General features: G+C 68.4%; 15 protein-coding genes. 6 read left to right on the forward strand and 9 right to left on the reverse strand.

Going from position 1 to position 16,011, the window contains the following annotated elements; translation table 11 throughout:
- From H0X91_RS30760 to speB, 3 genes are all read right to left on the reverse strand, one after another.
- Window positions 1–176 (reverse strand): helix-turn-helix domain-containing protein (locus H0X91_RS30760; RefSeq protein ID WP_196432814.1); only part of this gene is annotated, 176 nt, incomplete at its 3' end.
- Window positions 177–276: 100 nt separating this feature from the next.
- The gene (locus tag H0X91_RS30765; RefSeq protein ID WP_006495119.1) at window positions 277–1,602 is read right to left on the reverse strand and encodes an MFS transporter; all 1,326 of its coding nucleotides are present in this window, start codon (window positions 1,600–1,602) and stop codon (window positions 277–279) included.
- 55 nt (window positions 1,603–1,657) lie between these two features.
- On the reverse strand, window positions 1,658–2,614 hold the full coding sequence (gene speB, locus H0X91_RS30770; RefSeq protein ID WP_006495120.1) for an agmatinase: 957 nt from the start codon (window positions 2,612–2,614) through the stop codon (window positions 1,658–1,660).
- A gap of 140 nt (window positions 2,615–2,754) precedes the next feature.
- Between speB and H0X91_RS30775 the strand changes: the two genes are divergently transcribed.
- Window positions 2,755–3,666 (forward strand): LysR family transcriptional regulator, encoded by a 912-nt coding sequence (locus H0X91_RS30775; protein ID WP_034203465.1) that lies wholly within the window; start codon window positions 2,755–2,757, stop codon window positions 3,664–3,666.
- 64 nt (window positions 3,667–3,730) lie between these two features.
- Here H0X91_RS30775 and H0X91_RS30780 read toward each other — a convergent pair whose 3' ends face one another.
- Window positions 3,731–4,195, reverse strand: a complete 465-nt coding sequence (locus H0X91_RS30780; protein WP_006488501.1) for an Lrp/AsnC family transcriptional regulator — start codon at window positions 4,193–4,195, stop codon at window positions 3,731–3,733.
- Window positions 4,196–4,329: 134 nt separating this feature from the next.
- Here H0X91_RS30780 and H0X91_RS30785 point away from each other — a divergent pair, with 134 nt between their 5' ends.
- The 3 genes from H0X91_RS30785 to H0X91_RS30795 all read left to right on the forward strand — a co-directional run bounded on the left by H0X91_RS30785 (window position 4,330) and on the right by H0X91_RS30795 (window position 8,563).
- The gene (locus tag H0X91_RS30785; RefSeq protein ID WP_006488495.1) at window positions 4,330–4,950 is read left to right on the forward strand and encodes a LysE family translocator; all 621 of its coding nucleotides are present in this window, start codon (window positions 4,330–4,332) and stop codon (window positions 4,948–4,950) included.
- A 273-nt stretch (window positions 4,951–5,223) separates the two neighbouring features.
- The gene (locus tag H0X91_RS30790) at window positions 5,224–6,813 is read left to right on the forward strand and encodes a S53 family peptidase (RefSeq protein ID WP_048987877.1); all 1,590 of its coding nucleotides are present in this window, start codon (window positions 5,224–5,226) and stop codon (window positions 6,811–6,813) included.
- Between the two features lie 73 nt (window positions 6,814–6,886).
- A complete protein-coding gene (locus H0X91_RS30795) occupies window positions 6,887–8,563 on the forward strand; it encodes a S10 family peptidase (RefSeq protein WP_006483848.1) in 1,677 nt (558 codons plus the stop codon).
- 74 nt (window positions 8,564–8,637) lie between these two features.
- Here H0X91_RS30795 and nadE read toward each other — a convergent pair whose 3' ends face one another.
- The 3 genes from nadE to H0X91_RS30810 form a co-directional block, all read right to left on the reverse strand.
- The gene (gene nadE / locus H0X91_RS30800) at window positions 8,638–9,486 is read right to left on the reverse strand and encodes an ammonia-dependent NAD(+) synthetase (protein WP_196433618.1); all 849 of its coding nucleotides are present in this window, start codon (window positions 9,484–9,486) and stop codon (window positions 8,638–8,640) included.
- Window positions 9,487–9,677: 191 nt separating this feature from the next.
- The gene (locus tag H0X91_RS30805; RefSeq protein ID WP_006491114.1) at window positions 9,678–10,547 is read right to left on the reverse strand and encodes a DMT family transporter; all 870 of its coding nucleotides are present in this window, start codon (window positions 10,545–10,547) and stop codon (window positions 9,678–9,680) included.
- Between the two features lie 200 nt (window positions 10,548–10,747).
- Window positions 10,748–10,933 carry a hypothetical protein gene (locus H0X91_RS30810; protein WP_006480515.1) on the reverse strand — a complete coding sequence of 62 codons (186 nt, stop codon included), beginning with the start codon at window positions 10,931–10,933 and terminating at the stop codon, window positions 10,748–10,750.
- 202 nt (window positions 10,934–11,135) lie between these two features.
- On the opposite strand from H0X91_RS30810, the gene H0X91_RS30815 reads away from it, so the two are divergent.
- Both H0X91_RS30815 and H0X91_RS30820 read left to right on the forward strand, forming a co-directional pair.
- A complete protein-coding gene (locus tag H0X91_RS30815) occupies window positions 11,136–11,894 on the forward strand; it encodes a DeoR/GlpR family DNA-binding transcription regulator (protein ID WP_060210952.1) in 759 nt (252 codons plus the stop codon).
- 105 nt (window positions 11,895–11,999) lie between these two features.
- The gene (locus H0X91_RS30820; RefSeq protein ID WP_084751830.1) at window positions 12,000–13,790 is read left to right on the forward strand and encodes a phospholipase D-like domain-containing protein; all 1,791 of its coding nucleotides are present in this window, start codon (window positions 12,000–12,002) and stop codon (window positions 13,788–13,790) included.
- A gap of 65 nt (window positions 13,791–13,855) precedes the next feature.
- Here H0X91_RS30820 and H0X91_RS30825 read toward each other — a convergent pair whose 3' ends face one another.
- Together H0X91_RS30825 and H0X91_RS30830 are read right to left on the reverse strand one after the other, a co-directional pair.
- Complete coding sequence (locus H0X91_RS30825) at window positions 13,856–14,530, reverse strand: TetR family transcriptional regulator (protein ID WP_006491110.1); 675 nt, start codon at window positions 14,528–14,530, stop codon at window positions 13,856–13,858.
- 126 nt (window positions 14,531–14,656) lie between these two features.
- Window positions 14,657–15,925: an NAD(P)/FAD-dependent oxidoreductase gene (locus H0X91_RS30830; protein WP_196433619.1), complete on the reverse strand. Its 1,269-nt coding sequence runs from the start codon at window positions 15,923–15,925 to the stop codon at window positions 14,657–14,659.
- Window positions 15,926–16,011: the final 86 nt, after the last annotated feature.

The following is a 16,011-nucleotide window of genomic DNA, read 5'->3' on the forward strand; positions in this document are numbered from 1 at the left end:
TAGTGGCTGTGCTTCTTGCGCAGCCCCTGTTCACCATGCTCGCGATAGCTCGCCACCCAACGTCGCACCATCGTCCTGCCCACTCCGTAACGGTGAGCAAGTGTCTTGGTGCCGGCCTCTCCAGCCAGGTACGCCTGAACCACTCGACGCCGAAAACGTTCGTCGTACTTCGTCATGAAAAACACCCCAAAGGTTGGATCTAGTCCAACTTTTGGGGTGCAGTTCACAGAAGCGGGCCGCTTTCGTCATGCGTGCATTTGCGCGATGCGCCGGGCGTTACGCGGTGCGCGTGCCGCGCGGCAGCACCTCGTCCGTCTTGCCGGGTGCACCCGCATCGTCGATGCTGACCCGGCGCGAGATCAGCCACACGCACAGCGACGACAGCACGGCGGCACTCGCGTACTGGATCGCGAGCGGCCACCAGTGCGGCGTGGTGTTCTGCGCGATGACGGTCGCCACCAGCGGCGTGAGGCCGCCGGCGAGCGCGCCGCACACCTGGTACGCGATCGAGATCGCCGTATAGCGGATCCGCGCGACGAAGATGCCGCTGACGAAGCCCGCGACCACCGAGTAGTAGCCCGATTCCGCGAGCGTCGCGAGGCCGACGCCGACCGTGATCGACACCGGCGTGCCGAGGTGCACGAGCGGCAGCATCACGAACGGGACGATCATCGCCCAGGCGCCGGTGATCAGCAGCACGCGCGTGGTGCCGAAGCGTTGCGCGAGGAACGCGGCCGCGAGCTGCACGACGAACTGCAGCACCGCGACGATCGTCATGCAATGCAGCACCATCGACCGGTCGAGCGACAGGAACTGCGTCGCATAACTGATCATGAAGATGTTGCTGAAATACACGCCGGCGATCCCGTACACGTTCGCGCCGATCGCGAGCAGCAGCAGCGGCCAGTACTTGAGCGCTTCGCGCACCGGGTTCCGCGCGGTGTTGCCGCTCTTCCTGACTTCCTCGAACTCGGGCGACTCGGACACGCTCGCGCGGATCACGAAGCCGACGACCAGCAGCACGGCGCTCGCGAGGAACGGCACGCGCCAGCCCCAGCTCATCATGTCGTCCTTCGACAGCGTGCTGATCGCGCCGAACGCGAGCATCGACAGGATCAGGCCGCTCGCGCTGCCGAGCTGCGCGAACGACGCGAAGAACGTACGCTTGCCTTCCGGCGCGTGCTCGCCGGCCAGCAGGACCGCGCCGCCCCATTCGCCGCCGACCGCGATGCCTTGCAGCACGCGCATCAGCACGAGCAGGATCGGTGCGACCACGCCGGCTTGCGCGTGGGTCGGCAGCAGGCCGATCGCGACCGTCGACACGGCCATCAGCATCAGCGTCGCGAGCAGCGACCGCTTGCGGCCGAAGCGGTCGCCGAGATAGCCGAACAGCACGCCGCCGAGCGGCCGCGCGAAGAAGCCGACCGCGAACGAGCCGAACGACGCGAGCAGGCTGATGAAGCGGTTTTCGCCGGGAAAGAACAGCGGCCCGAATACGATGGCGGCGGCGGTCGCGTAACTATAGAAGTCGTACCACTCGATCGTGGTGCCGACGAACGAAGCGAGCGCTGCCCGCTTCGGTTGCTTGACGGAAGTCCCCATCTTTGTGTGTGCTCCTCTGGAATCCTCTGATTTGGAATAGATGGCGGTGCGGGGATCAGTCGCGGTACGCGACGCCCGGCAGCACGCACAGCAGCTCGTACGCGAGGTTCGCGCCGAGCAGCGCCGTGGTGCCGAACGGGTCGTACGGCGGCGCGACTTCGACGAGATCGCAGCCGACGATGTTCAGCCCCTTCGCGCCGCGGATGATCTCGAGCGCCTGCGGCACCGTGAGGCCCGCGATTTCCGGCGTGCCGGTGCCCGGCGCGTAGGCGGGGTCGATGCCGTCGATGTCGAAACTGATGTAGACGGGCGTGTCGCCGATGCGCGCGCGCACTTCTTCCATCAGCGGCGCGAGCGACTTGTTCCAGCATTCCTCGGCCTGGACGACGCGGAAGCCCTGCTCGCGGCACCAGTCGAAATCCTCGGCCGCGTAGCCGGTGCCGCGCAGGCCGATCTGCGTGACCTTGTCGCCGTGCAGCAGGCCTTCCTCGACCGCGCGACGGAACGGCGTGCCGTGCGCGATCTTTTCACCCATCATCGTATCGTTCACGTCGGCGTGTGCATCGACGTGAATCAATGCAACCTTGCCGTGCTTGCGGTGGATCGCGCGCAGGATCGGCAGCGCGATCGTATGGTCGCCGCCGAGCGTGATCGGCTTGCAGTCGTGCTCGAGAATCGCGTCGTACGCGGCCTCGATGCGGGCGATCGAATCGTGCAGGTTGTACGGATTGATCGCGACGTCGCCGATGTCGGCGATCTGCAGCGAATCGAAGGGTGCTGCGCGGGTGGCCATGTTGTACGGGCGCAGCAGCACGGATTCGGTGCGGATCTGGCGCGGGCCGAAGCGCGCGCCGGTGCGGTTGGACGTGCCGAGGTCGAACGGCACGCCGACGAAACAGGCGTCGAGGCCTTCGGCGCTCGCCACGTGCGGCAGGCGCATCATCGTCGCGATGCCGCCGCAGCGCGGCATTTCATTGCCGCCGAGCGGCTGGAAATGGGTGTGGTCGTTCATGGGGGCGTCTCTTCCAGTGTGGGGTTGCCGTATCATGCGACGCGGCTTGGCGCACAGTTTTACGCGCTCCGCCGGGAAAGAAGAATGCGAAGATATCGACGTAAACATCGATTCTCATCGATGTATGGAAGGGGATGAACGTGCTGGGGAATCTGTCGACCCTCGATCTGCGGTTGATCCGCGTGTTTCTCGCGGTCACGGACGCGGGCGGCGTGTCGGCCGCGCAGGCGGTGCTGAACGTCGGCCAGTCGACGATCAGCGCGCAACTGTCGTCGCTCGAGACGCGGCTCGGCTACCGGCTCTGCGAACGCGGCCGCAGCGGCTTCCGGCTCACGCCGAAGGGCGAGCGGTTCCACGCGATGAGCCGCAAGCTGCTCGCGGCGCTCGACGAATTCGGGATGGCCGCGCGGCACATGGACCGCCAGCTGGTCGGCACGCTGAACATCGGCCTGATCGGCCATACGCCGGTGAGCCAGAATGCGCGGATCGCCGAGGCGATCGCCGCGTTCCGCACGCGCGATGAGGCCGTGCGCTTCTCGATTTCGGTGCGCGCCCCCGGCGATCTCGAGGAGAAGCTGCTGAGCGACGAGATCCAGATCGCGGTCGGCTATTTCTGGCACCGCGTGCCGTCGCTGCATTACACGCCGCTGTTCATCGAGCGTCAGGTCGCGTATTGCGGCCGCGGCCATCCGCTGTTCGACGGCGCGGGCACGCTGACGCCGGCCGACGTCGCGGGCTTCGAATGGGCGTGGCGCTCGTATCCGCTGCCCGAGGCGCAACTGTCGACGACGCCCGACCGCGTGACCGCGACCGCCGACAACATGGAGGCCGTCGCGCTGCTGATCCTGTCCGGCCACCATCTCGGCTACCTGCCGCAGCATTTCGCGGCGCCGTACGTCGCGCAGGGGCTGCTCGCGCCGCTCAATCCGGAGCAACTGCGCTACGACGTGACGTTCCACATGGTCGTCGCGCGCAACGGGCGCGGGAATCCGCTCGTGGAGGCGTTCCTCGAGGATCTCGAGCGCGCGCATCAAGCGCCGGACGTCGCATGACACCGGCGCAGCCGGCAATGTGAACGAGCGTTGCGGCCGGCCGGGCTGGCCGGCCCGGCGCGCATCACGGCACCGGCAAACCCGCGTCGTGCTTCACCTCGCGCAGCGACAGCGCGGATTCGATCGACGTCACGCCCGGCAGCATCCGCAGCGAATCGCGCAGGAACGTGCCGTAGTCGTCGAGGTCGCGCGCGACCACCTGCAGCAGGTAATCGGCCGTGCCCGCGACGTTGTGGCACGCGAGAATCCGCTCGATGCCGAGCACTTCCCGTTCGAACCGGTCGGCGACCTTGCGGTCGTGCGTCGCGAACCGCACGAGCACGAACGCGACCACGCCGAAGCCGAGCGCCTGGCGTGACAGCTGCGCACGATAGCGCTCGATGTAGCCGTCGTTTTCGAGACGTTTGAGGCGCCGGGCGCAAGGCGTCTCGGACAGGCCCACGGATTCGGCGAGCCGTGCGATCGGCAGCCGGCCGTCGCGTTGCACCGCAGCGAGGATCGCGCGGTCGGTTTTGTCGAGGTCGATCATGTTGGCGGAATCCTTGTTCTGATAGGGGGATTGTGGCGGATTCCACCACGAATCGCCAAGCCTCAGCCAAAGATGGCCAATAATCCCTCCTCCTTCAGCGGCAACATATCGTCATTGGAGGACGGGGGCGGACCATGATTTCCACGCATTTGCTGTTGATTTATCTCGCCGCGCTGGCGGCCATTTATGCGGTGCCGGGGCCCGACATGGCGCTCGTGCTGCAGACCAGCATCGGCCGCGGCGTGCGGCCGGGGATGGCGGCGGCAGCCGGCCTGTCGCTCGCGCGCACCGCGCACGTGACGCTGTCGGCGTGCGGCGTCGCGGCGCTGATCCGTAGCGCGCCGTGGCTGTACGAAGTGATTCGCTACGGCGGCGCGCTCTATCTCGCGTATGTCGCGATCCAGGTGTTCCGCTCGCCGGTGTTCGCGCTCGGCGACGGCGACGCGGCGGCGGGCGAGTTGCGGCAGTCGTTCGTGAAGGGGCTGCTGACCAACCTGCTGAACCCGAAGGCGCTGCTGTTCTGCTCGGTGCTGCTGCCGCAGTTCGTGCGGCCCGAGGCCGGGCCGGTCGTCTGGCAGATGTTCGAGCTCGGCGCGCTGCTGGTGGCGGCCGGCGTGTGCTTCGACCTCGCGTGCGTGTTCGGCGCGTCGCGCATCGCGGCGTGGATGCGTGCGCATCCGCTCGCGCAGACGGTGCAGCGCTGGACCTTTTCCGCGGCGCTGATCGGGTTCGCGCTGCGGCTGTCGATGGACTGAGCGTCGTCGCGGCATGGTCGCCGCGCGGGCCGATCGGCCCTGCGGCGCGCCGTGAGGGATCGATGCAGGCCGCGCGCAATGCCGGCCTTCGCGCGCATGCCTTGCCGCAGCAGGGCGTGCGCGCAAATCGTCTGACTGTTCTAAACTTCCTTTAACTTCGCGCGGTCGCACACGCGCTGTCGCGAACCGACTGACCGAACGGAACCGTCTTCCGCAGGCTATGTCCGATTTCCTGGCTGTTCCGTGCAACGCGGTACCAAGGAGGGTCTGAACATGGCAAGGCATCTTCAAGCCGACCGTGAGCCCCGCATCGTGGCCGAGTCCAAGTGCCTCGGCCAGTGCGATCCGGCAGAACGCATTCACGTCACGATCATGTTGCGGCGGCAGGAAGAAGGGCAACTCGATGCATTGGTTCACCAGCTCGCCACCGGCGACGCCCGCGCAAAACCGGTGTCGCGCGACGCTTTCGCGCAGCGTTTCTCCGCCAATCCCGACGACATCCGCAAGACCGAGGCGTTCGCGCGACGTCACCAGTTGACGGTCGATCGCGTCGATCCGGTCGAAAGCGTCGTCGTGCTGTCCGGCACGATCCGGCAGTTCGAAACCGCGTTCAGCGTGAAGCTCGAGCGTTTCGAGCATCGTTCGATCGGCCAGTACCGCGGCCGCTCGGGCCCGATCGCGCTGCCCGACGAGCTCGGCGATGCGGTGACGGCCGTGCTCGGCCTCGACAGTCGCCCGCAGGCGCGGCCGCACTTCCGCTTCCGTCCGCCGTTCAAGCCGGCGCGCGGCGCGGCGGCCGTCACGTTCACGCCGATCCAGCTTGCGTCGCTGTACGACTTTCCGGCCGGCGACGGCGCGGGGCAATGCATCGCGATCATCGAGCTCGGCGGCGGCTATCGCGCGGCCGACATCCAGCAGTATTTCCGCGGGCTCGGCATCACGACACCGCCCAAGCTCGTCGACGTGAACGTCGGCACCGGCCGCAATGCGCCGACCGGCGAGCCGAACGGCCCGGACGGCGAAGTCGCGCTCGACATCGAAATCGCCGGCGCGATCGCACCGGCCGCGAAGATCGCCGTCTACTTCGCGCCGAACAGCGACGCAGGCTTCATCCAGGCCGTCAACGCGGCCGTGACCGACAAGACGAACCAGCCGTCCGTGATCTCGATCAGCTGGGGCGGCCCGGAAGCGATCTGGCAGGCGCAGTCCGCACACGCGTTCAACCGCGTGCTGCAGGCGGCCGCCGCGCAGGGCATCACCGTCTGCGCGGCGTCCGGCGACAGCGGCTCGGGCGACGGGTTGCAGGATGGCGCCGATCACGTCGACTTCCCCGCGTCGAGCCCGTACGTGCTCGGCTGCGGCGGCACGCAGCTCGACGCGCTGCCCGGGCAGGGCATTCGCAGCGAGGTCACGTGGAACGACGAGGCGTCGGGCGGCGGCGCGGGTGGCGGCGGCGTCAGTGCGCTGTTCGACCTGCCGGCGTGGCAGCAGGGGCTGAAGGTCGCGCGCGCCGACGGCAGCAGCACGCCGCTCGCGAAGCGCGGCGTGCCGGACGTGGCCGGCGACGCGTCGCCGCAGACGGGCTACGAAGTGTCGGTGGCCGGCACGCCCGCGGTGATGGGCGGCACGAGCGCGGTCGCGCCACTGTGGGCCGCGCTGATCGCGCGGATCAATGCGGCGGCCGGCGCGTCGGCCGGCTGGATCAATCCGGTGCTGTACAAGCATCCGGGCGCGCTGCGCGACATCACGAAAGGATCGAACGGCACCTATGCGGCCGCGTCGGGCTGGGACGCGTGCACGGGCCTCGGCAGCCCGAACGGCGCGCAGCTCGCCACGATCCTCGCGCGCAAGCCGTCGAGCTGACGCGCCGGCGCACGCCTTTCCGTTCGACGCGGGTGGTCTGCCCGCGTCTTTTTTCACCTCCAGGAGCAGCACGATGGGCATCGATTCCGCATCTTCCGGCGGCGTGTATCCGCTGCATCACGGCGACCACAATTCGCATGGCGTGCCGCCGACCATCAACCCGGTCGCGCTGAGCCACGGCCGCGACCAGCCGTTCTTCGACCCGGTCGCGTACGGCAACGGCCCGGACGATTCGGTGACCGACACGACCGAGGCGGCCGCGATCACGCACCACACGATCCTGATCGACGGGAAACGCATCGCGTACACGGCGACGGTCGGCCATCTCGTGACCGTCGATCCGAGCAGTTCGCAGCCGGCCGCGAAGATTTTCTACGTCGCGTTCACGGCCGACGGCGCGAAGGAGGAAACGCGGCCCGTGACGTTCTTCTACAACGGCGGGCCCGGTTCGTCGTCGGTGTTCGTGCTGCTCGGCTCGTTCGCGCCGAAGCGCATCAAGACGTCGATGCCGGGTTTCACGCCGCCCGCGCCGTACCAGATCGAAGACAACCCGGACAGCATGATCGACCACAGCGACCTGGTGTTCATCAACCCGGTCGGCACCGGCTATTCGGCGGCCGTCGCGCCGAACAAGAACCGCGACTTCTGGGGCGTCGACCAGGATGCGAATTCGCTGAAGCAGTTCATCAAGCGCTACCTGACGAAGAACAACCGCTGGAATTCGCCGAAATACCTGTTCGGCGAATCGTACGGCACCGCGCGCAGCTGCGTGCTCGCGTACAAGCTGCACGAGGACGGCGTCGACCTGAACGGCGTCACGCTGCAATCGTCGATCCTCGACTACCGGCAGGCCGGCAACCCGGTCGGTACGCTGCCGACCGCCGCGGCCGATGCGTGGTATCACAAGAAACTCGGCATCAAGCCGCCGCCGAGCGATCTCGGCGCGTTCGTCGAGGAGGTCGCGCAGTTCGCGCGCACCGACTACCTGAGCGCGCTGCGCGCGGTGCCGCATGCGAACCCGGCCACCGTGCAGAAACTGTCGCAATACACGGGCATCGATACGGCGACGCTGCAGTCGTGGGGGCTGAATATCGCCGGCTACGACGCGCGCGGCAATTCGCTGTTCCTGACGACGCTGCTGCATGCGCAGGGGCTCGCGCTCGGTTCGTACGACGGTCGCGTGACCGGGATCTCGTCGGGTATCGCCGGCAAGATCGACCCGAATTCGGGCGGCAACGATCCGACGATGACGGCCGTGACGGGCGTCTATACGGCGATGTGGAACAGCTACCTGAACGAGCAGCTGAAGTTCACGTCGAATTCCGCGTTCACGGACCTGAACGACCAGGCGTTCCAGAACTGGGATTTCAGCCACATCGACCCGACCGGCGCGCAGCAGGGCATCGATGCGCAGGGGAACGTGATCCTCTACACGGCCGGCGACCTCGCCGCGGTGATGGCGTTGAACGTCGACCTGAAGGTGCTGTCGGCGAACGGCTTCTACGATTTCGTCACGCCGTTCTACCAGACCGTGATCGATCTGCAGCAGATGCCGCTGGAGGACCAGAAGGTGCGGCAGAACCTGTCCGCGCGGTTCTATCCGTCGGGGCACATGGTGTATCTCGACGGTGGCTCGCGCACCGCGCTCAAGCGCGATCTCGCGACGATGTACGACGCGACGGTCAGCGATACGGGCGCGCGGATGCGGATTCGTGCACTGCAGGCGAAGAAGACGGGTGGGCACGCGTAGCGTTGCCCGTCCCGAGCGTGCCGCGCGCGGCCGTGACGGTGCGCGCGGCGGTATGTCGGTAGCCGGGGGCCGGCTTACGCGGCCGGCCAGTCGAACATCGTATACGGCAGCGCGCGCTTGTGGCGCGAGCCGTCGTAGAAGCGCAGCACCGTTTCGTAGACGCGGTCGGCGACCGGCTTGCCTTCGAGGAAATCGTCGATCTCGTCGTAGGTCACGCCATACGCGTGCTCGTCCGGGCGCAGCGGGCGCAGTTCCTCGAGGTCGGCCGTCGGCACCTTCATCACGATCAGCTCCTCGCCGCCGAGCGCGCGCGCCACCCCGCGCACGCGGCGCTTGTTCAGGCCCGCGAGCGGCAGGATGTCCGCGCCGCCGTCGCCGAACTTCGTGAAGAAACCCATCAGCGATTCGGCCGCGTGATCGGTGCCGATCACGATGCCGCGCCGTGCGCCGGCCACCGCGTACTGCGCGATCATGCGCTCGCGCGCCTTGATGTTGCCGTGCACGAAATCCTGTTGCGCCGGGGTGTCGAACGCGTGGCCGGAGGCGACCAGCGAACGGAGCATCGCATCGGCGGCCGGCTTCACGTCGACCGTCAATACCTCGTCCGCGCGCACGAATGCCAGCGCGCGCTGTGCATCCTCTTCGTCGTTCTGCACGCCGTTCGGCAAGCGCATCGCGATGAAGTGCGCATCGTAGCCGTCGGCGCGCAGGCGCTCGACCGACAGTTGCGCGAGCCGGCCGGCCGTCGACGAATCGACGCCGCCGCTGATGCCGAGCACGTAGGTCCGCAGGCCGGTCGAACGAAGGTACTGCGCGAGGAAATCGATGCGGCGGTCGATTTCGGCTTCGGCGTCGAAGTGCGGGGCGACGTTCAGTTCGGCAATGATCGCGCGTTGGCGGCTGGCGTAATCGGCGGATGTCATGAAGGAAGTTCCGGAACGAAATGCAAGGCGCCCATCATAAGCGCAATCGCGGCGTGCCGCCGCGCCGGGCCGGCGATCCGGCGGTTTTGCGTTGCATCGACGAGACGCGGCGCATCGCCGTGGTGCACGGTGCGCCGGGCGGGGGCAGGATGCCGCGCGAAGGGCGGCCGGGCAGGCGCCCGGGGGCGGCGTCAGCGCCGCGCGAGCACGACGCCCACCAGCGCGAGCGCGAAGCCGGCGAGCTGGATCGCGGCGAGCGTTTCGCCGAACAGCCCGTAACCCTGCAGCGCGGCCAGCGGTGGCGCGAGAAACAGCAGCGACGTCGCGCGTGCCGCATTGCCGCGCCGCAGCATCCACATCAGCATCGTGACCGCGCCGCCGGACAGGAACACGACGCCCCACACGAGCGACACCCACAGCGCCGGCGCGTCGATCCAGCGGGTTTCATGGAGCAGCAGGACGAACACGGCCGCGACGATCGCCGCGCCGAAATTCTGCACGGCTACCGCGGTGCGCAGGTCGCTCTGCGCGAGCTTGCCTTTCTGGTACAGCGAGCCGGCGGTGATCGACCCGACCGCGAGGACCGACACGGCGACGACGAGCCACGCCGGCGCGGCGCCCGGCGGCGGTGCGACGCCGCCCGTGACCTTCGGCGCGAGCACGAGCGCGACGCCGGCCAGCCCGAGCGCCATGCCGAGCCAGCCGCGCGCGGGCAGGCGTTCGTTGAACAGCGGGACCGCGAGCACGGCGGTGGCGAGCGGCTGCAGCGCGCCAAGCAGCGCCATCACGCCCGCATTCAACCCTTGCGCGACGGCCCAGTAGCTCGCGCCGAGATAGACGCCTTGCAGCAGCGCGCCGGCGATCAGGTGGCGCGGCCATTCGCGGCGGGCCGGCCACGGCGCGCGCGCGACGAGCGCGACCACGCCGAACAACGCGGCCGTGCCCGCGAAGCGCGCGAGCAGGAACAGGTTCGGGTCGGCGTAAGGCTTGATTGCCCGGGCAACGATGAAGCCGGTGGACCAGAGCGCGACGAAGGCGGCGGCGACGATCGAGGTAAGCATGCGTGACGGGCCGCGAGGCGGCCGGACAGAACCGGAAAGTCGGCCAGTATCGGACGAAGCGGTGCCGGCGTCTTGTCGAATCCTGCACTCGTGCCACGCGATGCGTGATCGTGCCGGCGGTCAGCGCGCGCCGGATGTGTGGTGCCGTGGGGATGCGTGCCCCGCACGCCGCTGCGCGGAGGGGCGCGCAGCGGCGACGATCAGTCGATCGAGAACGTGTCGAGCGGCTGGTTGGCGCGCGCGTCGGTCGCGAAGCGCGCGGCGAGCTGTTCGTAGAGCCGGCGCGCTTCGTCGAGCGTCAGGTCGATCCAGTACGGATCACCCGCCGCGTCGTTGAGGCGTTCCGGCGGAAACTGGATTTCGATCACACTGCCTTTGCGATACATGGCGCGAGCCCCTTGGTTGGTCGTTCGGCGAAGCGCAAAGTGTAGCGCCCGCCGCCGCACGGATTCGCGCGCGCCGGACAATACTGAATTTCGCTTTCGGGAAACGCGCCGACCGCGCTTCCCGGCGTCGTCAAATGGTCGTCAAACGTCCGTAATACAATGGCCGGCTTACCCATTACCAGTCGCCTCGGGCGCACACGCGATGCTGGCGGAACAACGTCATCAATACATCCTGTCGGAGCTCGGACGGTCGGGCGCGCTGTCGGTCGCGGAACTCGTGCGTTCGCTCGACGTGTCGCGCGAAACCGTGCGGCGCGACCTGAACGCGCTGGCCGCGCGCGGGCTGCTCGTGATGACGCACGGCGGCGCGCTGGCCGCGGATCGCCGCGAGCCGAGCCTGTCCGAGCGCGAGGCCGCGAACGCCGACGCGAAGCGCACGATCGGGCGGCGCGCGGCCGAATTCGTGCCCGACGATGCATCGGTGCTGATCGATTCGGGCAGCACGCCGCATGCGGTCGCGCTGGCGCTGGCCGGCCGGCACCGGCTGTCGATCTACACGAACGACTGGCGTACCGCGTTCGTGCTCGCGCGGCGCAACGGCAACCGCGTGACGCTGCTCGGCGGCGAGCTGTCCGACGACGAGGACGCCACCTTCGGGCTCGACACGATCCACCAGCTCGCGCAATACCACGTCGATTTCGCGTTCGTCGGCGCCGGCGGCATCACGCCCGACGGCGAATGCACCGATTACTCGCGGCTCGCAGCCGAAGTGCGCAGCCGGATGATCGCGGCGGCGGGCACGGCGATCATCGTCGCCGACCATTCGAAATTCGGCCGCGTGACGCCGGTGCGGATCAACGGCGCGGCCGCCGCCCGCTATCTGGTGACCGAGCGCGCGCCCGACAAGGCCGTGCGCCGCGCGCTGACGGCGCGCGGGATCGAACTGCTCGTGTGCGACTGACGCGCGTCCGACATACAAGGTTCATCGAACGGTCATCGCGCGGGAAGAACCGCCATCGAGACTGACTCATTCACCTCGACCGGCCGTCAGGCCAGGGAGCAACGAATGACCGTCAGCGTGCGCAGCTATCTTTCCCCCACCCTGGTCCTGCTGGCTTTCGACTGGCCCGATGCGGCGTCGCGGTCCGATTTCCTCGGCTTCGCGATCCGGCGCACGCCGGGCTTCTGGTCGGCCGACGGCAAGACGCGTGCGCCGGACAGCTGGCTGCCCAACCGCCTGACGTTCGACGGCCCGGCCGCCGACACGCAGGGCGATGCGCCGACCGATCAGGCACCGATCCAGAAATTCATGTGGTGGGATGCACGCATCGATCCGCAGGACCGCGACGCGTCGTTCCGCTACGACGTCTATCCGGTCGTCGGCACGCCGGCGAACCTGCAGGTGCTCGACGCGCAAGCCGGCGTGTGCGACGTCGTGCTGCCCGCGCATATCGAGGACGGCATCGGCACGTGGTTCAACCGCGCGGTGGTCAGCTCGCAGGCGTTCGCGAAGCAGGTTGCTGCGCTGGGGCTCGCGCCGAACGAGGCGCCGAGCGCCGCGCAGGCGCTGAAACTGCGCACGTGGCTCGCGAACGACATGGAGCAGGTGTTCGCGCAGATGCTCGATCCGGCGTCGCGCGCGGTGTCGGCCGTCTATCACCTGACCGACTCGCTGTGGGCGCTGCCCGCGTTCGACGCGTTCGGCCGCCGGCACGGCGCAGCGTCGCTCGCGATCGTCTACGACGCGCACACGACGGCGCGCAAGGGCAAGCCGCCGCTGCCGTCGCCGAACCAGCCGGCCGTCGATGCGCTGCAGGGCCTCGTGACGCTCGCGCCGCGCGACCGGACGCACATCATGCACGACAAGTTCATCGTGACCGATGCACCGTCGAACCCGGCGCCCGCGCGCGTGCTGACCGGTTCCGCGAACTTCACGACCGAAGGGCTGACCGAGCAGGCCAACGTGCTGCACGCGTTCGACTCGCCCGCGCTCGCCGCGCTGTACAACGAGCGCGCTCACGCGCTGGCCGGGAATCCGTCGATCGCGGAGACCGCGCGACTGTCGCCGGGCTGGTCGGCGCCGATGACGATCGGCAGCGCGCAGGTGCGCGTCGCATACTCGCCGGAGCCGGCGGGGCAGCGTACCGAGATCGATACGATCGTCGCCGCGATCGCGGCCGCGAAGCATTCGGTGTCGTTCTGCCTGTTCATGCCGACCGACGCGGCGCTGCGCGATGCGTGCTTCGCGGCCGGCGATCGCGGACTGATGATGTTCGGCCTCGTGAACCGGATCAACGCGGCCAGCGCAACGAAGGCCGACGCTGCGCAGCAGGCCGGCCAGTCGCTCGATGCGGCCACGCTCGCGAACCTCGAGCTGTACCACCGCAGCCGCGACAACCACGACGTGATCGATGCGTCGTATTTCTCGCCGGCTACCGTGCCGCAAGGTTTCGAGCCGGAGTTGCGGCTTTTCCCGGGCGAACCGGCGCCGGCCTTTCCGCCCGTGGTGATCCATCACAAGTTCATCGTGATCGATGCGGAAGGCGCGAATCCGGTCGTCTATACGGGCTCGGCGAACATGAGCCGCAATTCCGAGCAGTACAACGACGAGAACCTGCTCGAGATCCGCGACAAGCGGATCGCGGCGATCTATCTCGCGGAATTCCTGCGGCTTTACGAGCACTACCGCGCCCGCGCGCTGGCGATCCACGCGAAGCAGCAGCACGGTACGGGCGCGGGTACGCATGCGCGGCTCGCGCTTGCGCCCGATTCGAGCTGGGCGAAGAAGTATTACGTGGCGGGCAGCCCGGAACAGAAGGCGCGGATCGCGCTGGCGTCGACCGCGCCGACGGACTGATGGGCTGACGCGCCGAAATGCAAAGGGCGCGAACGAGTCGCGCCCCGGCCGGCTGCTGGCGCCGCTTACGCGGCGACGTAGCGGAGCACCGCGTCGGCGATCGTGTCGCGATGGCGCGCGCGCAGGCGCGGCGCCGACGGATCGCGGCCGAACGCGGCGCCGAACGTGTAGCGGTTCGACACGCGATGGAAGCAGAACGAGCTGATCAGCAGGTGCAGGTCGAACGCGTCGATGTCCTTGCGGAACGCGCCGCTGGCCGCGCCGCGCTCGACCAGTTCCTCGAGCGTCTTGATGATGCTGACGTTGCGGTTCTTGAACGACTTGAGCTGTTCGAGATATTTCGCGCCGTGGATGTTCTCGATCGACACGAGGCGCACGAAATCGCGATGCTTGTCGTGGTAGTCGAACGTGAATTCGACGAGACGGCGCATGCCTTCGCGCGGCTCCATGTCGCCGACGTGCAGTTCCTGCTCGAGCGCGCGGATGTCGCCGTACACCTTCTCCAGCACGGCCTCGTACAGGCCTTCCTTGCTGTCGAAGTAGTAATAGAGCATCCGCTTCGTCGTGTTGGTGCGCTCGGCGATCGCGTCGACGCGCGCGCCGGCGAGGCCCATCGCAGAGAATTCCTGCGTGGCGACATCGAGGATGTTGCGCTTGGTTTGCTCGGGATCGTATTTACGCCGCGCATCGGACGCAAGCGCGCGGGTGTCGGACGTGGCGGCCTTGCTTCCTGCTTTCATGTGACTTTATTGTGGTTCGCGGCGGCTTGGAAAAGGCATTCTAGCATGCGGGAAATGGCCGCCCGGCCGACCTTCCGCTCTAATCGGCAAGGCCGCCGGCGCGGTGGTTTCGGCCGTCGCGGGCGCTCAGCGGCGGCAGGACGCGAGCGCGTCGCGGGCCTGGTACGCCGTATACGCGAGCTGCGCGGCGGCGAGTCCGGCCAGCCCGAACGTGCGCGTGAGCCCGAACGCGGCGAAGCCGTCCGGCACCGGCCGGCCTTCGGCCAGCGCGGCGGCGAGCGTCTCGCCGGCCACCGTGGTCGGCGCCATCCCGTGGCCGCCGAAAGCGATCGCGTGCCACACGCCGTCCGCGTCGCGGCCAATCTGCGGCATCTTGTGCCGCGCGTAGCTCATCAGCCCGCCCCACGCGTAGTCGACCTTCACGCCTTCCAGTTGCGGATATACGCGCAGCAGGTCGCGCCGCAGCAGGCGCGCGATCGCGTCGGGGCCGCGGTCGAGCACCGAGATCCGGCCGCCCCACAGGATCCGCGTGTCTTTCAGCGGACGGTAGTAGTCGAACGCGAAGCGCGTGTCGTAGATTGCGTACGGCGCGTCGATCGCATCCGGCAGGCGCGCGCCGAGCGGTTCGGTCGCGATCACGTAGGTCGCGATCGGCAGCACCGCGCGCTCGATGCGCGGCGACACGCCGCGCGCGTAGCCGCCGCCGGCGAACACGACATCCTTCGCGCGCACCGCGCCCTGCGTCGTGCGCACGACGTACCCGGCGCCGTCGCGGGCGATGTTCAGCGCGGCCGAGCGCTCGTACACGCGTGCGCCGCCGCGCGAGGCGGCCGCCGCGACGCCGAGCACGTACTTGAGCGGATGGAAGTGGAACGCGTTCGGCTCGAACAGGCCGCCGTAATAGCGCTGCGTCTTCAGCCGCTCGCGCAGCGCGCCGGTCGCGACGGGCTCCCATTCGACGCCGAGTTCGTTCTTCATCAGCGTGCGCACACCGTCGAGCCGCGACGGATCGTCGAACCAGTTCGCGAGCATCACGCCCTCGTCGACGATGTCGCAGTCGATCCCGTAGCGGGCGATCCGCGCGCGGATCAGGTCGACCGCGTCGACGGTGAGCCGGTACAGCCGGCGCCCTTCGTCGCGGCCGAGCGTGCGCAGCAGGTCGGCGTTGTCGAGGCTGTAGCCGCCGAACACGAAGCCGCCGTTGCGGCCCGACGCGCCGAAGCCGACCCGTTCGCTGTCGAGCACGACGACGTCGTGCACGCCGCGTTCGACGAGGCCGAGCGCCGTGCACAGGCCGGCGAGGCCGCCGCCGACGATGCAGACCTGCGTATCGATCGTGCCGGTCAGTTGCGGATAGGGCTGGCGGGTAACGGTGGCTTCGTAGAAGTTCTGCATGCGTTTTCGGTGATTCGTGACGGCGGAAAAGCGGACGGCGCGCGTCGATCTTGCCTGAACGCGCGCGCCGCGTCGAATGGGGTTTT

The organism is Burkholderia sp. 9777_1386 (assembly GCF_015712265.1).
Taxonomy (GTDB): domain Bacteria; phylum Pseudomonadota; class Gammaproteobacteria; order Burkholderiales; family Burkholderiaceae; genus Burkholderia; species Burkholderia cenocepacia.

Coding starts and splice junctions, on each gene's coding strand:
- H0X91_RS30765 (WP_006495119.1), bottom strand. CDS start 1,602: ATGGGGACTTCCGTCAAGCAACCGAAGCGGGCAGCGCTCGCTTCGTTC.
- speB (WP_006495120.1), bottom strand. CDS start 2,614: ATGAACGACCACACCCATTTCCAGCCGCTCGGCGGCAATGAAATGCCG.
- H0X91_RS30780 (WP_006488501.1), bottom strand. CDS start 4,195: ATGATCGACCTCGACAAAACCGACCGCGCGATCCTCGCTGCGGTGCAA.
- H0X91_RS30785 (WP_006488495.1), top strand. CDS start 4,330: ATGATTTCCACGCATTTGCTGTTGATTTATCTCGCCGCGCTGGCGGCC.
- H0X91_RS30790 (WP_048987877.1), top strand. CDS start 5,224: ATGGCAAGGCATCTTCAAGCCGACCGTGAGCCCCGCATCGTGGCCGAG.
- H0X91_RS30795 (WP_006483848.1), top strand. CDS start 6,887: ATGGGCATCGATTCCGCATCTTCCGGCGGCGTGTATCCGCTGCATCAC.
- nadE (WP_196433618.1), bottom strand. CDS start 9,486: ATGACATCCGCCGATTACGCCAGCCGCCAACGCGCGATCATTGCCGAA.
- H0X91_RS30805 (WP_006491114.1), bottom strand. CDS start 10,547: ATGCTTACCTCGATCGTCGCCGCCGCCTTCGTCGCGCTCTGGTCCACC.
- H0X91_RS30810 (WP_006480515.1), bottom strand. CDS start 10,933: ATGTATCGCAAAGGCAGTGTGATCGAAATCCAGTTTCCGCCGGAACGC.
- H0X91_RS30815 (WP_060210952.1), top strand. CDS start 11,136: ATGCTGGCGGAACAACGTCATCAATACATCCTGTCGGAGCTCGGACGG.
- H0X91_RS30820 (WP_084751830.1), top strand. CDS start 12,000: ATGACCGTCAGCGTGCGCAGCTATCTTTCCCCCACCCTGGTCCTGCTG.
- H0X91_RS30825 (WP_006491110.1), bottom strand. CDS start 14,530: ATGAAAGCAGGAAGCAAGGCCGCCACGTCCGACACCCGCGCGCTTGCG.
- H0X91_RS30830 (WP_196433619.1), bottom strand. CDS start 15,925: ATGCAGAACTTCTACGAAGCCACCGTTACCCGCCAGCCCTATCCGCAA.